This is a genomic window from Bacteroides sp. UBA939 (genome assembly GCF_002293435.1).
Classification (GTDB): Bacteria; Bacteroidota; Bacteroidia; order Bacteroidales; family Bacteroidaceae; genus Bacteroides.
The window spans coordinates 1-23,401 of record NZ_DBDF01000069.1; the positions used below are offsets into that span (position 1 = coordinate 1).

General features: G+C 47.0%; 13 protein-coding genes. All 13 read right to left on the reverse strand.

All coding sequences use genetic code 11. The features are described 5' to 3' along the window. Positions 1-38: 38 nt before the first annotated feature. A complete protein-coding gene (gene lsrF, locus B2Z67_RS04905) occupies positions 39-914 on the reverse strand; it encodes a 3-hydroxy-5-phosphonooxypentane-2,4-dione thiolase (RefSeq protein WP_291528700.1) in 876 nt (291 codons plus the stop codon). A gap of 236 nt (positions 915-1,150) precedes the next feature. Then, positions 1,151-1,765 carry a DAK2 domain-containing protein gene (locus tag B2Z67_RS04910; RefSeq protein ID WP_291528701.1) on the reverse strand — a complete coding sequence of 205 codons (615 nt, stop codon included), beginning with the start codon at positions 1,763-1,765 and terminating at the stop codon, positions 1,151-1,153. Between the two features lie 4 nt (positions 1,766-1,769). Beyond that, complete coding sequence (locus tag B2Z67_RS04915) at positions 1,770-2,777, reverse strand: dihydroxyacetone kinase subunit DhaK (RefSeq protein ID WP_291528702.1); 1,008 nt, start codon at positions 2,775-2,777, stop codon at positions 1,770-1,772. A 196-nt stretch (positions 2,778-2,973) separates the two neighbouring features. Next, positions 2,974-3,291 carry a VOC family protein gene (locus tag B2Z67_RS04920; RefSeq protein ID WP_291528703.1) on the reverse strand — a complete coding sequence of 106 codons (318 nt, stop codon included), beginning with the start codon at positions 3,289-3,291 and terminating at the stop codon, positions 2,974-2,976. Positions 3,292-3,539: 248 nt separating this feature from the next. After that, positions 3,540-4,220 (reverse strand): hypothetical protein, encoded by a 681-nt coding sequence (locus B2Z67_RS04925; RefSeq protein WP_291528704.1) that lies wholly within the window; start codon positions 4,218-4,220, stop codon positions 3,540-3,542. Between the two features lie 38 nt (positions 4,221-4,258). Beyond that, complete coding sequence (locus B2Z67_RS04930; RefSeq protein ID WP_291528705.1) at positions 4,259-5,416, reverse strand: hypothetical protein; 1,158 nt, start codon at positions 5,414-5,416, stop codon at positions 4,259-4,261. Positions 5,417-5,502: 86 nt separating this feature from the next. Beyond that, a complete protein-coding gene (locus tag B2Z67_RS04935) occupies positions 5,503-7,347 on the reverse strand; it encodes a YncE family protein (protein ID WP_291528706.1) in 1,845 nt (614 codons plus the stop codon). Between the two features lie 72 nt (positions 7,348-7,419). Further along, positions 7,420-11,532 carry a hybrid sensor histidine kinase/response regulator transcription factor gene (locus B2Z67_RS04940; RefSeq protein WP_291528707.1) on the reverse strand — a complete coding sequence of 1,371 codons (4,113 nt, stop codon included), beginning with the start codon at positions 11,530-11,532 and terminating at the stop codon, positions 7,420-7,422. Between the two features lie 300 nt (positions 11,533-11,832). Beyond that, positions 11,833-12,318, reverse strand: a complete 486-nt coding sequence (locus tag B2Z67_RS04945; RefSeq protein ID WP_291528708.1) for an HU family DNA-binding protein — start codon at positions 12,316-12,318, stop codon at positions 11,833-11,835. A 977-nt stretch (positions 12,319-13,295) separates the two neighbouring features. Further along, a complete protein-coding gene (locus tag B2Z67_RS04950; protein ID WP_291528709.1) occupies positions 13,296-15,080 on the reverse strand; it encodes a RagB/SusD family nutrient uptake outer membrane protein in 1,785 nt (594 codons plus the stop codon). Between the two features lie 22 nt (positions 15,081-15,102). Further along, a complete protein-coding gene (locus B2Z67_RS04955; protein WP_291528710.1) occupies positions 15,103-18,249 on the reverse strand; it encodes a SusC/RagA family TonB-linked outer membrane protein in 3,147 nt (1,048 codons plus the stop codon). Positions 18,250-18,736: 487 nt separating this feature from the next. Further along, complete coding sequence (locus tag B2Z67_RS04960; protein WP_291528711.1) at positions 18,737-20,779, reverse strand: hypothetical protein; 2,043 nt, start codon at positions 20,777-20,779, stop codon at positions 18,737-18,739. Positions 20,780-21,076: 297 nt separating this feature from the next. Next, positions 21,077-23,233 (reverse strand): alpha-galactosidase, encoded by a 2,157-nt coding sequence (locus B2Z67_RS04965; protein ID WP_291528712.1) that lies wholly within the window; start codon positions 23,231-23,233, stop codon positions 21,077-21,079. Between the last annotated feature and the right edge of the window lie 168 nt (positions 23,234-23,401).

Below are 23,401 nucleotides of genomic sequence, written 5' to 3' on the forward strand. Positions count from 1 at the left end.
ATCCGCGTTATCCGCGTCTAAAGAATTAATTCTCAATGCTATTTATTCTTCAGTTCATTAAACAACTCGAGCGCCATCTCCGGTTTCAGATTCTCGTGCACCACCGCATGTACGGCCTGTATCATGGCGGCGGGGGCTTCGGACTGAAATACGTTACGTCCCATATCCACGCCTGAGGCGCCTTCGCTGATTGCTTTGTAGCACAGTTCCAATGCTTCCTGTTCGGGAAGTTTCTTTCCGCCCGCAATGACCACGGGCACGGGACATGCCGCCACTACTTTCTCAAAGCCGTCGCAGTAATACGTCTTCACGATGTTGGCGCCGTTTTCAGCCGCTATGCGCGAAGCCAGACCGAAGTAGCGGGCATCGCGAACCATGTCTTTGCCTACGGCGGTTACTCCCATTACCGGTATTCCGTAGCGGGTTCCCCGGTCTACTGCCCGATAAAGATTGGCAATTGTCTTTGCTTCGTAAGCGGCATCGCCGATGGATAACATCACTGCCATCGCCGATACGTTCAGGCGTATGGCATCTTCAATGTCAATCAGGACATTGTCATTGAGTTCGGTAAGAATGGAAGTTCCGGCGTCCGAACGAAGACAAATGGGTTTGTTGGTAGAAGGGGGTATCATGGTACGGAGGATGCCGCGCGTGCACATCAGGCAGTCGGCGTATTCGATTAGCGGAACAATCGTCAGGTCGATACGTTCCAGTCCGGACGTCGGCCCCATGATAAAGCCATGGTCGAATGCCAACATTACGGTTCTGCCGGTCTTCGGGTTGAAGATGCGCGACAGGCGGTCTTTCATGCCCCACGGGAGGTGCTCGGCGCCTTTTACGTGAAACCTGTTGCCGGTCGTGGCAATGCCTAAACCAAAGTTATTGCCTTCTCTTAAATCATCTAAATCTGCCATTTCTATATGTATATATTAAGTTGTTTATTCGTTTTTCGCTCCGCACCTTGCCAAAAGGCCGTCCAGAGCATATTCTGAGAGGGGGTAAATCACTATACGACTGAGCCCTATTCACTATACGACTGAATGGCATTCAGTATACGACTGAGCCCTATTCAGTCGTATACTGAATCAGGCTCACTCCGGAACAGCGATTACCGGCACCGTATCCGGCACCGTTTTGTATTTATTTTTCATTATAATGCCTTTGCAAAGGCATCGAACATGCACGACCAGGAAGAAGCTCCGGAGTCGGCATAACCGATGGAACGTTCGCCGTAATTGCGTGCACGCCCAAAGTTCGCCTTCATATCTACGGTAGCCTCGGCGCCTTTCAACGCAGCTTCGGCGCCTGCCGCCAGAATAGCCTTCACATCTGCGGAGTCGCAAGCCTGAATGGCCCCCACCGCAGGTATCAGGGCATCCATCATCGTTTTATCTCCCTGCTGCGCCTTGGTCTGTTTCCTTACGCCTGCCAGTCCTCCGGCAAACATTGCCTTTACACCTGCGGCATCCAGTTCGGTTCCTGCCGCATGGTCGCTCATTCCAAGGAAGAAGCCGCCAAGCAGCGTGCTGGTCGAACCGCTGATTTCCAACATCAGGCTGAAGCTCATGTCGTTCAACATGGATTTGAATTCCGTACCCTTATCCGCCGTGGCAACAAGGGCGGACATGGATTGAACGATGGCCGTTCCATGGTCACCGTCGCCCAGGACGGCATCCAACTTTGAAAATTCATCGGAACGCTCCGTAACGCACACCAGCGCATTACGGAGCATTTCCTTGAAATTATCTATTGTCAACTTGTCCATCTTCCTATTTACCGATAGTAGTCCAGTAAGGAGCATTCGACATTCTGTTGTTCAGATACTCCACGTGGTCATCATCCAGCAGACCGAGAATCATCTGGAAGCCCGCTTGCTCCTGAACCGTCAGCAACTCGCCGATACGGGCGGAAGCCACTTCAATGCCGGCATCTTCCAGTATTTGATGGGCTTTACGGTAAACAATGTTCATCTCCATGTGCGTAGTTGCACCCACACCGTTGATAATGAGTAGCACCTTGTCGCCGGCTTTGGGTTGTACTTTCTTCATCAGCAGGCCAATCATTTCTTTGGCGGTATCGTCGGCAGAAACCAGTTGTTTACGACCGCCGCCGCCTTCTCCGTGTTGTCCCATGCCGATTTCAATTTCACCTTCGGGAAGGTCGGAGATAGTCATACCGTTCTGAGGATGGGTGCACGACTTCATTGCCACAGCCAGCGTTGCGACATTGGCACTGAAGCGTTCGCCTATTTCGATAATCTCGTCCAGCGACTTTCCTTCTTCGGCGGCAGCGCCCACAATTTTAATCAAGGGGACACAGCCTGCCAGGCCGCGACGGTCTTCATTCGGCGTATCAAGTCCGGCGCTGATATCGTCGTGCGTCAATATGGTCTTAACCTTAATGCCTGTACGTTCTGCCAACTGGCAAGCCATATTTGCGCTCATCACATCGCCGGAGTGATTGAGGACAACGAGCAGAATACCGGCTTCACGCTTAAACATCTGCAAAGCCTGGAATAAACGTTGTGCACCCGGGGCGGCGAAAATGTCACCTACCACGGAGCAGTCTAACATGCCATCGCCCACGAATCCACTCAAAGCGGGTTCATGACCGGAGCCTCCCAGAGTTATGACTGCTACTTTATCATCGGCCTTTGCATTGGCGCGTACTATTATGTTTTCTCCGCCCAGAGCTACCTGGTTGCTATATGCCATTACGTATCCTTCCAGCAATTCCGCTGTCAGGTTATCCGGATTGTTTATGAATTTATTCATCATGGTTGTTCTTTTTATTGTTTATTTTTGGGTTAAGGGAGTTATCGCTTCGCTCAGGAGTTAGAGGAGTTATCAGCCCTCAAACGGGCTTAGAAGTTAAAGCCGATACTCTGTTTATACGTTAACTCTTCATATCAGTAGCAAGACTATCGGCTTTAACTCCTATAACTCCTTAACTCCTATAACTCCTGATTTTGTATTATTTCTCAAACTGCATTAACTCTAAGGCGATGCCTTCTTCTTCGATGAAAGCAATCGTCAGTTTCTCTCCGCCCGGCATAGGCTCAACCAGTACCTTTGCATCTTTCAGTTCAGCTTCCAGGTCATCGACTTCGTAGGCGATGTGAGCCACTTTCCGAATCAACTCCGGCATCCAGCTTCCTTCTTCGAAACGCAGATACTCTATTTTATTGGGGCTTTCGTTAAAATTGGTAAGCCACACTTTCAATCCTTCTACATATACTTCACCAGGTTGCGGCGTAGTAGTAGGTACTCCAAAATGATTAATCTTTCTCATGGTTGTATTTTTGAATTTTGAATTATGAATGGATACGCGGACGACGCGGATTAAGCGGATGAACGCGGATTCTTTTTTAATGATAATGGGTGATTAGTGATTAGGGATTAGGGATTAGCAAGAGTATCTCTAATGATAAACAGAAGTATCTTTAATGATAAGCAGAAGTATCTCTATTCTCCTCCTCTTGGGAGGAGGAGAATAGAGATACTACTGTTAATCACTAAACACTAATCACTTATCACTAATTACAACGCTGCCTGCTGATTCGTAAACCGCAAACCGGCATTATCGTGATAACAAGCCCACTCTTCGATGATTGCACCTTCAGGCCCCGCCATCAGGAAATGGAAAGTCTCCAATTCCTTCAGAGTAACGACTTCACCCACATGCTGTATCACAAAATTCTTGCTCTTGATAGGCCCGTGAGAAACCGCGATAGCCGGAGCACCCGGAGTCTCTTCGCCCACTTCGGAGAAATTGTAAGCCCAGCCATGACTCATCATCCACGCCTCATGTTTAGCGGGGAACTCGGTTTTTACATGCGCATGTTCCGGTATCATCTGTCCCGGCAACAAGTAAATGCTGTGTGCAAAGTAACCATGCTCAGCATCGTTAATCCAGAAAATGCCGCCCATACCTACATTCTCAAAATCACCCAGACCGAAATCCGTAAACCAGATATCCTTCTCCATCAACGGAGTGTAGGGCACACCATAAAATTCAAACATGTCGAGAAACGCCTTCTTGGCAGCTTCCTGGTCAAACTTTCCGTCTTTGTAGAAGTCAGCGTTCGTGTACTTCTTCTGATACGTAGCTTTTTCCTGTGTCATCACTTGTTCTGTTTTTTTAGTTTCTGCCGTACAAGAGGCAAGTCCCATACCGCAGGCGGCAATCAATGCCAGGGTTAATACTTCTTTTAATTTCATATTGAATCTATTTTAATAGTTTATAATGCAAATCAGCTTCAACGAAGAATCCCCATTCCTTCTATCTCAATCAACAGTTCCGAGCGGCAAACATCGGTCAGGGTATAAATGGCAGGCAGAGTAGGGTATCGCTCCGTTACAACCTTCCTGGCTTTCTCCATATCCTCCCAACGCTTCACGTAGACCCGGAAGGTGATAAGGGAAGCATCCTCCGTAACGGGAATACCAGCACGGTTGAGGTTGTCGTGAGACACCAGGTATTCTATGTTTTCCAGTGTCGTTACGGTCTGTTGTTCTATTCCGACACCTTCCAGACTTTGTTCACCGCGAATAGCAGCCGTGCCGGAAACATATACAAACCCGTGGTCTTCTTTCCATATAGCCTTGGCACGTTCAAATTTAGGAGTGGTCTTCTGCGACAAAGTAACGTCTTTCTCTCCCAGCAATACTTTCTGCGAATAAGCGTGGGCGGCAACCTGCAACGGATTATCCACTCCGCATACCCGGACGCTGCGGTCTTCGCAAAGCAACACGTCCGCATCAACCATGATGCCTCCCCATTGCGTGCCGATACCCGTTGCTGCCGGATAGCCCGTTGTCCAGTCCGCAGTCTGATAGAACAGCGAACGCGCATCATTGAAATTCTGGTAATGCTGACGGCCGGTTACATCATACGCCGTTATCTTCTCAATATAATTCCACTGGCGTACAATTGTAGAGACAGGCATCTTTTCCGCTTCCAGCACTCGGGCAAACCTGGAAAATACTTCATCGGATTGTTCACGGATTGATTGACGCAATACATCTCCCGTCACACCGCTCAAGAAAAGGCGCTTGCATCCTTCCCGTTCTATAGTTATGTAGGGTGTATCTTCCTGCGTCCGGTATCCTATCATGTCCTGCGGAGTTAATACCACCTCGTGCACCTCCATCACCAAGCCCATCGACTGGGGCGGTTGCGCCACATAGCTTACCAGAGGCGCATTCTCTTTAAAGTATCCTTTCACCGCTTCCCTGATAAAGGCAAAACGCTCCACATATTCCTCATTATCTGCCGGAGCGCCAAATATCACCATGCGCACAGGAGTATAAACAGACTTATATTCTCCCAGCAATTGTGCCAGCATTTCCTTGAAAGGAGCTTTCGTAACCTGCAAAAAACGATGAATGATTTCTATATTCTCACGTATTATCATAATTCCTTTTCTTTATCCTTATCCCATAATCCCATCATACATGAATTTACGAGAGAAACTCTGTGTCTCTGCGCCTCAGTGTTTAATCACAATGAATTCACGTATTCGGCAAGTTCTTCGGCTTCTTTGGCGGATATCTTCTTTTCTATGCCATGCTTATGCACCGTGAATACTTCTTCCATTGTTGCGGCTCTTCCGTCGAACAGATAAGGAGCCGTACGCCATACTTCACGCAAAGAAGGGGTATCCCATCCTTGCTCAAATTCAATATCCACACCGATACGATATACTTTCATATCCGTATAATAGGGGCCGGAATGACATCCGTCACAATTGAACTTCTCGTAAATCTTACGTCCGCGTTCGGCCTTCTCCGAGAGTTTGCCGTTCACCAAGTAAGGGCTGGCAACCGGGGTTAACGACATCAGGTATTCGTCCACACATTCTGCAAACTCTTCGGGCAAATCCGTGAACTGGATAAGTTTATATCCGGCGCGTACCGCCAATTCGGCAGAAGCGCGGATACCGGAAATCATAGACGGAGGAGTGACATGCGAAAACAGCAACGTCTTGCAGTTCTTCGAATTACCTATACCGTCGTTCATCAAGTCCCAGTTCATAGCATCCATGCGCGCATCACCCGGATGGCATCCGTTGCACGACTGCCAGTTCTGGAAACAATGTCCGGCATCATTGAAATACTTTTCTCCACGCTGTATCCTGCTCTCTGTACGGTTCTTCACCATAGCGATGGTCTTAACGTCCGCTGTATTCAAATCCACTATATTTAATGTATCCGAGAAGTAAGTAGGAATTATGGCCGCCCCATCTTTCAGCATCAGGCAGCGCGGTCCGTTACCTTCCAGAGCTATCCGCTTACGCAGACCGTACAGGAAGCGCAAGTCATACGCCAGAGCATCCTTCTGTGGATACTGTTCAAACTTCCGGATAAATTCGGGATAGTCTATCACACTGATTTCATGCGTACCGGAATGGCTGATTACAATTTTATCTTCCGTACATTTCACATCCCAGATGCCTGCGGCGCCCCGTTCCGGTTCGTCCAGCAATACGGCGCCTTCAAAGTTCAATGTGGACAGGTTGACTATGCTCACGGCGCTGGTATTCATCCAGCCTTGCTGTAACTGGGAAGTAGGAACCTGGAAGCGTCCCAGATTATGGGTAACCAGCAAATAACGTCCATCGGGAGAAAGCGACATTCCACGCAAAGCATTACTCCCATTGGCCAACTGTATATCTTTTATCTTACGGAAACTGCCCATGTCGATTACCGAGACACACGCCGCTACTGTATCCACATCCGCCCGCTGCATGGGAAGGAAATTAGTAACAAAGAGGCGCTTGCCTTCCTTATCAAAGACAACAGATTTGGGTTCGCGCAATACTTTTACCGTTCTTGATATGCTCTTCCCGCTTCTATCCAACTCCGATACCGTACCTGCAAATTGGTTACAGACATACAGTTTGCCATTATCCGCATTCACCAGAGGCGAGCAGGCGCCGGATGCCGTCTCTACAAATATCTTTTCCGAAAGATTGGAGGCAGATAAGAAGTAAACTCCATTTTTCCGTTCGCCGGCTACAGTGACGTAAATCCCGTCTTCATCGGCGGCAACTCCCGTCGGCACTTCATCCAACTCCCACTCCTGCAAACGTTCTTTATAATCCGGGGAATAAACAGTCACTTTACGAATGCCCTTTTGAGACACAATCATTCCGGATTTATAGGGAGCAATGCCCGTTATAAATAATGGAGTACCCTCCGGCGCTTCCGTAGTATAAGTACGAGTAGTAAATGAAAACAAAGATACCGCTAAAACTGCCGGTACTATTATTCTGGTGATAATACGACTTGTATATTTCATAGTGATTATATTTCGCTTATTTTTCATATCACAAAGATAAGACATCTCCCTATGCGAGAGTTATCAAATGTGTATCATAGTATTGCAATAATGTCTCAAAATCTTCGAGACGCATCCTTACTCTTGTATTTTCTCTGTTTTCTCACTATTCATTTGCACAAATTCCGAAGGAGTGAATCCATAGAGAGCTTTGAACGAATTAGAAAAATAAGAGTGACTGTTGAAGCCTAAAAGGTTTGCTACCTCAGATACAGTTATATCAGAATCCTTCAGATAACGTAACGCTACTTCCAGACGTTTATTCCTGATCAGTTCCGTCGGAGAAAGTTCGGATATAGCCTTTATCTTACGGTAAAGGTTGGCACGGCTGATACCTATTTGTGTACAGAGCATGTCTACACCCAGATTCTGATCGGAGATATTCTTTTCAATGACCTCATACAGTTTTTGAGAGAAACGTTCGTCCGCCGAGGTGGTATTTACTCCTACTACTTCGGGTGAAAAGCGCTTTCCATACAGTTTCTTCAGTTGTTCCCTGGAGCGCAACAGGCTCCGGATACGGATACGAAGCACATCCATGCTGAAAGGTTTGATGATATAATCGTCCGCCCCCGCCTGGAAGCCCTCTTTGATGTGTATTACCATAGAACGTGCCGTCATCAGTATTACCGGAATATGGCCGATGCGGATATCATTCTTAATCATAGAAGTAAGTTCCAGTCCGTTCCGCTTAGGCATCATGATATCGCTCAGCACTAAATCGGGGAAGAACTGCACAGCCTTTTCATATCCCTTTACGCCATTTGCCGCTTCTATGATTTCGTAATCATTTTCCAGCGCTTTATACAGGTAATCCCGCACATCCTTATCATCTTCTACCAGAAGAATGACTGGCTTTTTGGGTATATCTCCCGTTACCGGGAACGGAGATTCTTCCACAGGTTGCGCAAATGCCGTATCGCCGATGGTATCCATAGGCATGAAATCCATCTCTTTCTCTGTAAATGCTTCACGGGATACGGGAAGCAGAACAATAATACGGGCGCCTTCCCGACCATCTTCACGGTCTTCAATGCGGATTGTTCCTCTATGCAACTTTACGATGGAGTGCACCAGACTAAGACCGATACCGATTCCGGGAATATTCACTCCGGATGTCTCGGGAACCTGGTAGAAAGGCGTAAATACCTTATCACGTTCCTGAAGCGGGATACCGTGACCGGCATCTACTACCTGCAGCATCATATATGTGGCAGAAGAAGCGACTTCCTTACGATATTCTTCCTTCAGTTCATCAGCGGGAATACGTTCGGCGGACATACGTATATCCTTACCGGAGGAGGTGTACTTAAAGGCATTGGAAAGCAGGTTGAAGACCACTTTTTCCAGTAATACTTTATCATACCAGCCGCGGAACTCCTTATCCTTGCAATCAAGCGTAAAGGTTATTTCATGGTTTTGCGCCACCTGGTTGAAGGCGCAATATATTTCGGCAACAAACTCATACACGTTGTTCTCCGTAACCTTCAACTCCATTGTGCCGCTTTGATTTTTCTGCAAGTCCATCAACTGATTCACCAATAGATAAAGCCGTTGGGCATTCTTGTAGATAACGGTTAGTTTATCGCGCAAGTCCGTACCTATATCCATCCGCTTCACCAATTCTTCAAAAGGTGTGATAATCAGCGTCAGCGGCGTGCGCAGTTCATGAGCGAAATTAGTGAAGAGATGCATCTTTGCCCGGTGAAACTCTTCTTGCCGTTGCTTGTCCTTTTGTTCCATCCGCAGCTTCTCCCTTAAACGACGACGGGCGCTAACATAATGAATCACTGTATAAACCGCCCATATAGCAAGTATCACATATAATAGATATGCGTACCAGGTACGCCACACAGGAGGTGCGATAATAATCTTCAGGGTCTTTCCTGTTTCATTCCAGACATCATCGTTATTGGAAGCCTTCACGTGAAAGAGGTATGACCCCGGGCGTAGATTGGTATAATAGGCCGCACTGCGATTTGCTACATAATTCCAATCCTTATCATACCCCTCCAGTTTATAGGTGTACCGGTTCATTTCCGGATTGATGAAGTTCAAAGACTTATAACTTATCGTCAGATTGTTTTGATTATGTTGCAGGCTGACGACTTCTTTCTCGTTGAGCAAGCAGTCCAGTATGCCAGTTTCGTCTCCCGGTTGTATCGCCTGGTTATTCACTGACAAACCTTCCAGTACTACCGGCGGTACAAAACGATTGGTAGGCATCTCCGGTGTATAGAAAGTAATGAAGCCATCGTTGCCCGTAAAGCACAGCGTACCGTCGGGCATAGCTACACCGCCCCGGTAAGTAAACTCACGCAGGAAAATGCCGTTATTGAACGGGAAGTTCTTAATCTCTTCCGTAACCGGCGAATAACATGAAATGCCCTGCAATGAACTCATCCACAAGTTTCCGTCAGCCCCTTCCAGTAACTTACATACATCGCCGCTCATCAGTCCGTCACTTTCCGTCACCCGGCGCAATACGCCACCGTCCTGTTTGTCTAACTGAAAGATGCCACCGCCGTAGGTAGATACCCATACATCGCCGGATTTCGCAAGCAATATGGAAGAAATGTAATTGCTCGGTATTTGCCGTTTCCTGTCGGAATGGGAAGAATTAAATACCGATACTTCACCCGTACGGACATTGTAACGGTACAGTCCCGCAGGGCGTGTACCTATTAATAATACGCCGGGACTTTCTTCGACCATGCAACGAATGGAAGAGAAATGCAGTTTTTCTCCATTCAACCCGGTAAACTCCGTTTTCCGTTCACCCGAAGGAGTAAAACAAGTCAGGGTATATCCGCTTTTCGATGTGCCTACCCACAGGTTTCCGTCTGCATCGCGTACGATATCATACACTACAAGGTCTACCGGATATTTATAGAACAGCGAAAAACGATGGGTAGCAATATCAAAACGATAGACTTCACCCAGCGCCGTACCGCACCAGATGTAATCGTCTTCGGCATATACCGTCTTGAATACGTTGGAATTATTAACGGAATAGCCTGTTTTGTCAATCAAGTGAAACTTGGCTTCACCCGTAGAGATATCATATTGCAGCAGACCGTTCCCTTCGGTTGCTATCCACAGGCGTTTATGCTTATCCACACAGGCTGTTCCGTAGATTCCTGTCTGCAAGTTCAGAGCTTTACCCGGTGCGTGATGGACAAAGCGATCGATAAGAGAACTCAGCCAGGTTACTCCACCGGCAAAAGTACCAATCCACAACGTGCCGGTATGGTCTATGCAGAAGGAGTAGACAGAGAAATGCCCCAGCGCGCGCCCGGGTTCCTCATAACCGGAAACCTGGCTTATATTATCAGTGAACGATGAATATGCATAGATACCGTCGAATGTTCCTATCAACATCTCCTCGCCCCATTCGGCAAGACAACGGACGTAATTATTCTTCAAACCGCTATTGGCTGAGGTATAAGACGTAATCTTATTATTGCGAGCATCAATCCGGTTCAGTCCGCCTTGCTGGCAGCCTACCCAGATGCGATGGTAAGAGTCTTCATAAAGAGTAGAAACATTATTATCCGGCAGACCCGTCAGGCGGTCGTAGTGGTTAATCACCTGCATTTGTTTGTTGCATTGATAAACGCCATTCAGCACCGTGCCAATCCAGAAATTCCCGGCTTTATCTTCCAACAGAGCAGAAACGGCATTGAGGCCTCCGGCAAAGTTGACACTCTCAAAGCGGTCTTGCTCCGGCAGAAAGCGGCAAAGTCCGTTACGGGTTCCTGCCCAGACTTTGCCGGATTGGTCAACCAGAAGGGAGTAGATATTTGCATGGGGCAGTCCGTCCGAGGTAAAGTAGTTACGGATACGTCCGGTATGCAGGCACATACGGCTTAACCCACGCCCGGTACCAATCCACAGGGAATTGTCGTTTCCCTCGCAAATGGCGTTGATTTCGTTATCTGCTAAGCTCAGAGAGTCGCCCGGATGATGGCGGAAGACAGTATATTCGCTACCGTTATAGCGATTTAGTCCATTGCGTGTTCCCAGCCAGAGATACCCCCGGGTATCCTGGCATATAGCCATCACGGAAAGCTGGGAGATTCCTTCGTTCAGCTTCTGGCTGTAAAAGAAGGAGTATTTAGAACGTTCCGCCCACAGGGATATTGTGGATAATGAGAAAGCTAAAAAGAGCAGCAATGTTTTCTGTTTCATTAATTTATAGACGGTATTTGTCTACAAATATAGGAAAAGTAAAGGGATAAACAGGGGATTTAAAGTGTTTTTCTTATTTTTGTGCGAATCAGGAGTTAAAGGAGTTATCGGTCTCAGGCGGGCTTAGGAGTTAAAGCTGATACTAAAGCAATTTCTCATTCAACACCATATCATCCGCCAACGGCTGATGATATATATTTATGCCTAAAGCAAAAGTTCCCGCGTCACCGGTAAGGGTGCACAGGAACTGATTGTTACGGATATACGTCGAAAGACGTAGACTTACCGAAGCGGGCAATATCAACCCAACGGATTGTCGTCTATGCCACCATTGCCGGAGCCGCCCTGGTTGCCGGAATTACCTTGACTATCACCGTCAGAGAGCTTCATGCCATATTCTTCCCAGAAGATATTGGCGCTAACCATAGAACGGGTAGTCACCTGATTTCCACTATTACGCCCCACTTCAGGAATGAACCGGACACGTACTCCGTTAATCTGCGAAGCGCTTACCTCTTCGACCGTCTGCACGCCTCTCTTGGTAGAGGAAGCCGTGTAATAGAATGTACCTATTCCGTCAATCTTCACTGTACGCCCGTTTCCCATATAGTTGCTCAGAACTATACCAAGATTCTGCATTACTGCATACGCATCACCGCGGGTTACCGTGGAGATAGTGGACAACTGTTCAGCTACTTCGCGAGTAGTTACCGGCTTACCTACCGTTACCGATTGAGGATACCACAAATTGTTTACTTTCTTTTGAATTCTTTTAAAAAATGCCATAATCGTAATGTTTTTAATGATTAATTTAATAATGTTTGATTTCTCTTATCTTATTCAAGAAGCGAGGGTTTTCATCGTGAGGCCTCAACGATTAAGCCTGCCGCTTTTCTCAAATTTGATATTGCAAAGGTAGGGCGAAATGTAAGGCGAGGCAAGAAAACGGCATCTACAACCGGTTTCTATAAATCACTGATAAACAATCAATTAGCAAATTCCAATCTCTACAGGGGAGAACGAGAAAAGAGGGCAAGAAGCCCAATAATATGGCATGGTCTCTACAATCAAAAATGTAAGTGGCTGATAATGAGGGGTGATATTTTTGTATGCTCTACAATTTTGCGTAAACAAACTATTTGAGTTAGAGATATGTGGAATTATACAATGATTCTCTCTACTAATAACCATAAGTAGCGTTTTTAATAAATTTTTGGAGCGTTTTTAAAGAATATGCCCAACGTTTTTAAAAAACGTGGGCAACGTTTATTAACAGCGGAAAAGAGGCTTTAAAACCTGTCGCTGATATACTCACTAAACCACGCCCGGAACATATTCTGAAAGGGGGTAGTCTCAGTATACGACTTAGCCTATCTCACTATACGACCGAGATACCCTAAGTCGTATACTGAGGGTACCTCAGTCGTATACTGAGACTACCCCCTCTCAGAATGTGTTCTGAACAGGGTTTTGAGCAACCATGGGGCGAAGTAAATTACCTTAAGTAAATGTTCATAATTAGTTTATACTTTGATAGTATCTGTCATGCTGAGCGTAGTCGAAGCATCTCCTCTTCGGAAATACAAAGGAAAAGAGATCCTTCGACTACGCTCAGCATGACAGATACTATAAGGTAATTAAACATGAGTACTTATGTGGTATAATTATGAACAGCTACTTATTCTAATTTTAGGGGTGACTGAGAAGAACTCTTCTCAGCCACCCCCGATCCTGATTATCTATTTACCTAACTAACCTACATGTTATCTTAAGGGATCGAAATCACCGTTTTCCCAACCAATCGTCTGCTGCAACTTAGGATTCTGTTCGAAATGCTTGCGAGATAATCCTTGGAAGTAATAGTTATCCTTCACATCCCACTGGTAGGTTTCGTCGATTCTCCATATCTGTGTAGTGAAATACTTGAAGTAATTCTTCGTCATTAATTCCGGATCGCTCTTTATCATTGTAATAAAATCCCTCCGCGCCATAGAAGCATATTCATCTTTCACCTGAATTTCAATTCTGTTGCGGGAATATCCCTGCATATCGGTGAATATCTTACGGCGAAGCAAGTCCCAGAAACGCTTTCCTTCATACACTAACTCGATATGGCGCTCATAAAGAACCGCTTCGATAAGTTCCTGTTGGGTCATGTTTGCCTTCAACCCATAGAGATTATCGGTATTGGCTGTGATACCTGCACGTTTACGGATATCTTTCAGAATGGTGTAAACTTCATCTGATTTATTACCCACTTCGGCGGCACATTCGGCAAGGTTCAGCAATACTTCGGCATAACGCATTTCAATCCAGTCCATGTCACCGTGGTCTTTAGCTTCGGTTGCCGTTTTTTCGGGGATAGAGAACTTGCATGAGTAAAAGCCCGTACCTGTTGGGCTGTGTGTATCTTCGCCACCTTTATACGTGTACATACAACCCTGGAACCATTCCGGCATACCATTCAATGGATATTCGGCTCCATTATAAACAATGACGTCATAGAAACGGGGGTCACGGTTCAGCCAGAACATTCCGGTAGCATCTGTGGCAGTTGGGTCAAAAGCCTCTTTCACGCCATCAGTATCTACATCTACTCCGGGAGCGGTACCATCGGCCATTGGAAATGCTAATGCCATGTCTAATGTGGGGTGATGGTTACCGGTGGCTCCTACCGAGAATTCCAGCGGACGAAGACCTGCCATAAAGTTATGCACCAGTACAGGGTCCAGGAAGCGGGTAGTAATCACTGTTTCCGAAGTTGTCTCTTTGGTCCAGATTTCATTATAGACAGGATGTAAGGCCCGCTGTCCGTTGTCCGACAGTTCCTTCTGAGCTGCTTGGCAAGCTGTGTAAGCTGTTTGCCAACGGTTGCGGTCATTAGCCGGATTAAACTGTTCGCTGGCATAAGTCAGCAACACACGTCCTTTGAAGGCCATGGCCGCCCCTTTGGTAATACGGCCGAAATCGTTTTCCCCCCAAACGCTTGGTAATGAGGAGGCTGCATCATCCAGGTCTTTAATTATCTGGTCAATACATTCTTTTGCAGTATTGCGGGTTACGTACAAGTCGTCGCTTCTGTCCTGCGGAACTAAAATCAAAGGTACGCCACCATAGATTTTAACCATTTGGAAGTATTGATAAGCGCGCAGAAACAGGGCTTGGGCTTTGATACGATTCCGGACTTCTTCGGGCAAGCTGCCGCCATCAATGCTGTTCAGCAATACATTGATTGTGTATATCTTATCGTAAGGCCAATATTCGCTTAACGGGCCTCCCGCAGTAGCGACAGCAGTCAGACGCCCATGGATAAAGTCGCCACCACCATTACCTTCATCACTATACTTGGAATAGTCACCACTAAATCCCGGCAGGTTATCTTTATAGCACTTGTCCAAAAAAGCCGTAGCCAGAATTTCACTACTCCATGTCGCTTTTTCACTGACGGCTGTCAGGTCATCTTTATCCAATACAGCAGTACAGCCGGTTAATCCGGCTAATCCGCTCAATGCCAATGCTGTTATTGCTATTATATGTTTTGATTTCATTGTATTGAAGAGTTTTATGTAATTAGATCGTTATATTCAAACCAAATGAGATGTTTCTCATAACCGGATAGTCTGAAATACTGGTAGCTTCCGGGTCCATCCATTTCACGTCGTCCTGCAACAAGAAGAGATTTGTGCCATTCACGAAAAGCCTTACCTTATCAACACCTATCTTCTGAATGAGGGTTTTGGGTAAATCGTAAGATACGGAGATGTTTTTGCAACGTAAGAAAGAAGCATTACGTACCCAGAAGGAAGAAGCTTCATTGTTCTTATATTGCTGAGCGCCTGGCATTGAAGCATTCGGGTTTTCCGGAGTCCAGTGGTCATTGTAATATTTGAATGTACTTGTGTGAGCATTGATACCATTACCGCGGAAGTCCATCAATTTCTCATGTCCCGCCATACCTTGGAAGAAGATGTCGAGCATGAAACCTTTCCATCTGCCGCCGATAGTGAAACCATAAGTTATGGGCGCAATCGTTTTTTCAATAATAACCTGCTGGTCGTCGGTAGTGATAATTCCATCCGGACTGTCACTTTGAGGGCCACGAACATCTTTATAAATCAGCATACCTAAACCCGGTCTTTGTCCGAGGATAGTCATATTCGGGTTTTCCGTCATGTATTGTTGCAGTTGCTCTTCCGTACGAATCATGCCGACACACTCGTATCCCCATGTACGCCCCAAAGACTGGCCGATTTCTGATTTATATGGCCGAATGTTTTCCGCCTCATCTTTCTTAGACCACCAACTGTTGGCCAAGCTGAAGTTACCTCTCAGGTAATAGTCAAGTTTGCCGATTCTGTCGTTAAATCCCAACTCTATTTCGAAGCCGCGTGACTTAACCTCTGAATAATTTTCCTTAGGCAGAGATGCGCCGAATGTGGTAGGTACGCTTACATTCAGGTTGTCGAGGATGTCATAGGTACGTCTATAGAAGTATTCAAAACTGAAATCAATCTTATTATTGAACCAGCGGCTGTCAAAACCAATGTTATAGGAAGTTGACTTTTCCCAGGTTAAATTCGGGTTAGGTACTTCCTTTGGTTCCAGACCATAAGACAGGCCATTGAATACGGCACCGGTAGTAATACCATAGCGAGCCATCCATTGCCAACCGCCGATAGCGTCATTACCCAGTGTAGCAATAGAACCGCGAAGTTTCATATAGTCAATAAACTTAATGTTTTCTGAGAAGAACGGTTCGCTGGAAATGCGCCATCCGGCTGATACTGAGGGGAAGAAGCCCCAACGTTGTGCAGGAGCGAATTTAGTTGATCCGTCCACACGGAAAGCTGCCTCCAGCAGATACTTGTCTGAATAAGCGTAATTAAGGCGTCCTACATAAGAAAGCCGTCCGCTCTCACTTACAGAACCGGCACCTACGATAGATTCGGATGCATCGCCACTGGCGCCGAAGAATTCCGGCATTTCCCAAGTGATGAGTTTATTACGCTGTGCATCGAATCTTTCGCTCTCACCTTCTGCCTGCTCATAAACGAACAGAGCGCTCAGGTCGTGATTACCGAATGTACGATCATACGTTACGAACAAGTTCAACTGATATTCTTCTGCTAATTGATTTTCTTTATATACATAGTTACCATCATCGCGAGTCTTGGTAGATACCACTACGTTACTCGGGTCGATGTAATGGTTATTGGTTCCGGCGGTCTGGAAGTTATACATCTCGTACGGGAAGTTCACCTTCTTAATCAGGTTATTGTTCAATGTACGATTGTATTGCATCTTCAGTTTTAAACCCTTCACAAACGGTACCCGATATTCGGCAGTGGCGTTAACATTGATATTCTGCCATTTCTTAGTATGTAACCCTGATTCTTCGCTGATAAGCATCAGCGGATGCCATTCGATAAAGTTACCTACCGGCATACCGTCAATCATACTCGGAATCATTTTAGTACGCAGCAATAAGCCTTTGTATAAGTCGTTCATACGGTCGCGGTCGCCATCCGATTTCCAGTTGGGTTTGGTATCTTTTCTATTATCGGTACTCAAATTCAAGCCAACAGTAAAGTCCTTGCTGATATCGGCATCGACACTGGCACGGAAATTATATTTGGAATATTTCAGGTTGTCGAATGAACCTACATTATAGAAATAAGAACCGCCAATGAAGTAACGCACCTTCTCCGTACCACCCGTTATGTTGAGAGCATGGCGGGTAGCCCATGGATCTCTCCACGCATCATCAAGGAAACTGTAATCCGTACTCTTGAAGTGGGTCAATTCATCATCCGTAAACCAACCGGCTTTCGTAGTAGGGTCTTGTGGCTCCACATTCGGATTCCATATCTTATTATTAAGATAACCTTGTCTTTCCCTGTCATTCAGATAGATAGCATGCTCATAAGCGGTTAATGTTTCCGGAATCATGGCCGCTAAATCAATACCTATGGTACCGGTATAGTTGATTGTAGGTTTGGCATTGCCTCCTTTTTTAGTTGTAACCAGCACTACGCCATTAGCAGCGCGCGAACCGTAAACCGCTGCAGAAGCACCATCTTTCAAGACAGAAACATTGGCGACTTCACTTGCGTCCAATGCGTCAAATGACATCTTATCTCTTACTACACCATCAATAACGTAGAGTGGGTCAGAGTTATTGGGTGTGCCTTTAGCGCGTACACTAAAAGATGCGGAAGTGCCCGGCTTACCTGTACCCTGACTAATATATACACCCGAAAGACGTCCTGCAAGAGCGGAAGAAAGATTAGCCGAAGGGAAATCCTCTATTGCTTTTGCATCTACGCTTGTCACACTACCGGTCACACTACCTTTTTTCTGCGTACCGTAACCGACGACCACAACTTCATCCAAAGACTGCGAATCTTCGACCAATACCACTTTCATATTACTCTCGGTTACTACTTTAGTTACTTCTTTATAACCGATGTAAGTGAATTTAAGAGTTGCGCCATTGGCGCATTTAATAGAGAAATTACCATCCATATCAGTAATACCTCCATTAGTTGTATTCAATTCTACAACTGATACCCCAATTAATGGTTCTCCATTTTGATCTTCTACCGTTCCTGTTACTATCATGTCCTGAGCTTGTGCCGCAGTACTAACAGAAAAGCTCAACAGTACCAACAAGATACACCATAATAGCGATTTTGATTTACATTCTTCCTTTTTCATCAAATTGTTTTTTTTCATTAAACTTCGGGTTCTATTCTCAGTTGCAAACAAACGATATTTTTTCCAAACGATATTTAAGAATTGTATCAAATGCTATTAATTATATCTCAAGTCAAAGAGTTTTTTGTGGTTATGAAATATTAGTCCTGTTTTCTCGTGCCTGTTTTTATCTCATGTTTGTATGCAGGAAGATCAATAAGAGTGGTAGTATCAGTGTTCAGGTTAAGAATATGAATTGCCATGTTGCATGATTGCACAGCAATTCATAATTCATGCGAATCAGAAGTTAAAGGGGTTAACATATTCTGAAAGGGGGTAGTCTCAGTATACGACTTAGGGTACCTCAGTATACGACTGAGATACCCTAAGTCGTATACTGAGATACCCTAAGTATGGGAGTGAATTATCAGCACCATATCGGGTGCTGTTTTTTATGCAATGTGTTGCTTAGTTAACAAAAGAGCAACCTTCAGATATTGAGCAATCTTCAAATATCCACCTTCACCGTCGCCCCCTCCATTATACTTTTCTTCAATACCGCCTTACCGCCTTTCAGTACCTCCACCTGCAATTTCTTTCCGGCACGGGATACCCGGATATCGAACTCGGAATTGAAGGCGCGGACACGATTAAGATTCATGTACTCCCACTCCTGCGGCAAACGAGGTGTTAGTTCGAAGCTACGCAGTCCCGTGGGGCGAATGCCGAAAAGCCCTTCGGTATAAATCCGGCAATACAATCCGCTTTCGGCGGAGAGATGGCGCTGGTTGCCTTCGGGCCATGCCTCAATGGCATAAGGTACATGGTCGCCCAACAGGCGACGCTGCGAATACTTCTTCAGGAAACCCATTCCTCTTTCCACTTCTCCGGCAGCAATGGTGCCGCGCAAAGCATACAAAGTGCTGCGGTCCCAGAATGTTTCGGTACCGGCTTGCGTCAGCAATCCGTCGTTCGTCCAGAGGCGGGGCGAGAACAGCGCATCAATAGTGCCTTGCGTGCGGGTATATATGCCCATAACAAGCGGCATACAAATCCAGGAACGCAGAATATCGTTGCCTTCATAATAACGGTAACTGTGGAAGCCTTCTATCTCGTAACCGAAATGTGCTTCTATCGCCTGCTCCAAGTCACGGGCTTGTTCGCGGTAGGCATTCAGTTGTTTGGACGCCACGCCAAGGTCGCGTCCCAGCATAACGGCGGAACGCAGGGCGTCGTAATAAAGCGTAGAAGTGCAAAGATTCGCATCGCCTGCCGGGAAGCGATTTTCCAGTTCGTCCGAGTTGGAAGCAACCACGCCGGCGGAAGTCAGTTTGCGTTTGCAGTACTCCAGGCACCATTCGATAAGAGGCCACAATTCGCGCGCTTCCTCTTTGTCGCCATGCGCCAGGGCATAGCGGGCAGCGCCGTAAGCAATCATAGCGCCGTCTCCTCTGTCTTTCGCACCATGCCAGAAGCTGACGCCTTCGGAGATAATGGAACTCGGAATCGGTTTATACTCCGGATTCATGTAACGTGCAAAGTGGCGGAACGAATTCAGCGCCGACCGGTTGCCTGTGTCATAACCCAGAAACGGGAAGAAAGGATTGATGTACTCTGCCTGGTCATTAGCCCAGACTGCCGCATAGTAGGCCTCACCGCCGGGACCATGCATCAATCCGCCTTTGGTAAGGTATATGCTCTCGGCGCCACGCAGTTTGGCAAAGGCAAACATACGGTTCAGGACAGGGTCGGGCGTATCAAGTACCAGATTCTCCCACCACTGGCGGATAAGGGCTTCGCGTGCGGCACGTTCGCTGCGGATATTGACGGATGAGAATACGGCTTCATTCGGGATTGACTGAACATCAGCCGATTTCCTGCCGCAGAAGATGGCGTGGAATTCGAGCGTCTCACCCGGTTCCAGTACAAAAGTACCGCTTTTGGAGAGGTTGGCCTCGATATGGTAAGCGCCATACACACCTGCTTCTTGCGGAGTGGTATAGATGACGCGCCACTGGGGTATGCGCAGGGTTATCCGGTTGGCGCTGTTATTCTTAAAGATGTACTCTTCGTAGTAGTGCGCCGCCTCGGTGGAGGGATAGAGCAGGCGGGTCAGGCGCACAGCATTCTTCAGCTCGGCACGTCGGTGGATATAACCGAAACTGCTCTCTACGCGCATGATGCCGTTGAAAGTAATGTCTTCGACTTGTTCGTTCAGCAGAGTCTGGTCGTCCACAGTTACCAGGGCGGGGATGTTGACGTCGAAACGTTGTTTCAGGTTGTTCTGGGTTTTGTTAGGTTCCATGCGGAGCATGGGGAAAACCAGGCTGCGGTTGAGGTGAAAGCGTTTCTGCGCATCCACCCCGTAGCGGAGAACAACGGAAAGTTGCTGGCCGCTCATTTCCAGATGGTCGTCATGGGGAATATTCTGATTGATATTCCAACGGATGGAGCCATCGTTCTGAATAGCCCACCGGTCTTCTGTCTGCGCCACAGCCGACAAGGCGGTTAAGGCGAAAGAGAGAAGTAAAAGGTTTCTTTTGAGGTTCATAATAGTATAATATATGGTATTGTTTTATATAGATGTTTCAACACAGAGGCACAGAGAGACAGAGTTTTTCTTTGTTGAACACAGAGATGCAGAGAGTTCTTTTTATTGAACACAGAGGTACAGAGACACAGAGTTTATTTTTCTTTTAAGAAGAGAACATAAATGAGAGCACACAGAGAGGAGGCGACTACGTCGCAGAGAAAAGAACTCTCTGTGTCTCTGTGCCTCTGTGTTCAATAAAGAAAAACTCTCTGCATCTCTATGCTCAACAAAGAAACTCTCTCTATCTCCCTGTGTTTAATAAACCACCAGCACCGCACTCTCAAACTGAGTATTCAACGGATTTTCCAGCCCTTGCTCCATCAACTCGGCTCCGGTAAACACCTTTCCATTGGCAGGGAAACGGGAAACCACTCCTTTGGGAAGGCTTACCTCCTCGACGCGATATTTCCTGTCAGCCTCAAGCCCTCCAAGCCTTACCCGCGATTCGTTGCCATCCTTCGTCTGGTAAAGGTAGACCACCGCCTGTTTCTTATCCACCGCAACATAACTCAAAGACGCTAACGGCGATTCATAAGGAGAAACCAGACGGTAAAGCTCACCGCGCATCACCAATGGACGTATCCGCTCCTTATACAGTTTCACCGCATCGGCTATCCGGGCGCGTTCTTCGGCCGTTGCCTTATCCAGCGCCAGGTCAATGCCAAACGCGCCGCTCAACGCTACGTCAATAGCCATCTTCAAATGACGCTTACCCATGCGGGTGACGTGAGCCGAAATCGTATTGGCAGGGAAGAAATGCGAAAAGCCCCACTGTATCTTGATACGCCCCAACGGGTCTGTATTATCACTGGGCCAGAATGAATGGAAATAAGGCATCGCGCCATAGTCCACACGCCCCGAACCACCTGCGCAAAGCATCGCCATTACGTTGGGGAAACCTTTGGCAAAACGATCCATCAACTGGTAGAGCGCCCGGTTATAGTCTATCCAGAGGTGGCTTTGATTGGCCGGTTGCAGATAAGACGACCCCGGTTGGGTGATGTAGCGGTTGCAATCCCACTTCACGTAACTGATGTCCGGATTGGGGCGCAGAGTCTTGTCGATAATACCCCATTCAAAGGCCTGTACCTCGGGGCGCGTCAAGTCGAGTATCTCCTGATGACGGCCAAGTATCGCTTCGCGCCCGGGTTGGGTAATAATCCAGTCGGGATGCTTCTGATAGAGTTCGCTTTGCGGATTCACCATCTCAGGCTCCAGCCAGATACCAAAACCGACTTTACGCTTCAACGCTTCCCCGGCGATGTACGACAGTCCACGGGGAAGTTTCCTGGTAGAAGGTTCCCAGTCGCCCAGACCGTGCTTGTCGTCGTCGCGCGAATACGCGCCGTTGCCAAACCATCCGTCGTCCAGCAAGAAAAGCTCTGCACCTACCTGGCGGGCGCCGTCAAAGAGTTGTTTCAGACGCTCTTCATCGAAATCACAATGCGTAGCCTCCCAGTTATTCAACAGGACGGGACGGTCTTTCTCCGCATCACGAATAGCGTTAGCCATTGCCCAGCGGTGGAAGCGGCGGCTGACTTCACCTTTCCCCTGCTTGCTGTAAGCATAAAGAATGGCAGGTGTGGTAAATGCGTCGCCACGCTCCAGATTGTACTGCGAGCCTAACGGGTTCATACCGGTGAGCAGACGCAAGTTCTTATTCCAGTCCACATCAAAAGCAAACTGGAAGCTGCCGCTCCAGCGGAGGGAAGCAGCCAGCACCTCACCTTCGTTCTCTTTGGCAGGTGCGTCCAACGAAAGCATAAAAGAAGGAATACGCATCTGATGGGCGCGGATGCCTAATTTGGAGTCCAGTATCTTCACTCCTTCCGAAAGGCGTTCTTCAGCGAGGGTTGCTTCGCGCTTATAGTTGCCCATGAATTGGGTAAGCCAATATTCGCGGGCTTTCACTATAGGAGAGGCGGATGCAAAACGGTGCAGTACCACCTTGCCTTGCTCGTTGTGCGTAACGGTATTCCAGATTTCCATCATGCTGTTGTCCGTGTAGCACTTGATGAAGATATCTACCGTGAACGGATAGGCGGGGTCTTTCAATGAAATAACGGTTTGCTCGATGCCCGGCGCCGGTGTTTCCGTGCGATGCTCCGCGTAATGAAGTTCGGTAGAGGTGTTTCCATCGGTATGGGTAGCCTGGATGGCGGGTTCGGTTAATACTCCGTTTCCATAAGGGGGCAGGAATTCCCATTCGCGCGAGGGCATCTTGGCGGGTGGGGTTACTTCACGTGCGGCATCGCCAAATCCTAATTGATACAGGCGATTGTCCGTTCCAACCATGAAGGTTAGTTTCAGTTCGCCGGATGTAACGGTAAAGAGTTTCTTCACGTTTGGGTTGTCTGCCGCACGCATGGTGAAGCAGCAGAGCAACAGGGTGAATATCCATATATTCTTCATAATCTTTTTTATTGTTGTTAATAAGTAGTACGGTTGCGAAGCGGAGCTTCGCAGGGATTAGGGGATAGGGATTAGTGTTGAATGATTAGCGTTGAATGATTAGGGATTAGGGATTAATGATAAGTAATTAGTGATTAACAAGAGTATCTCTATTCTCCTCCTCCTGGG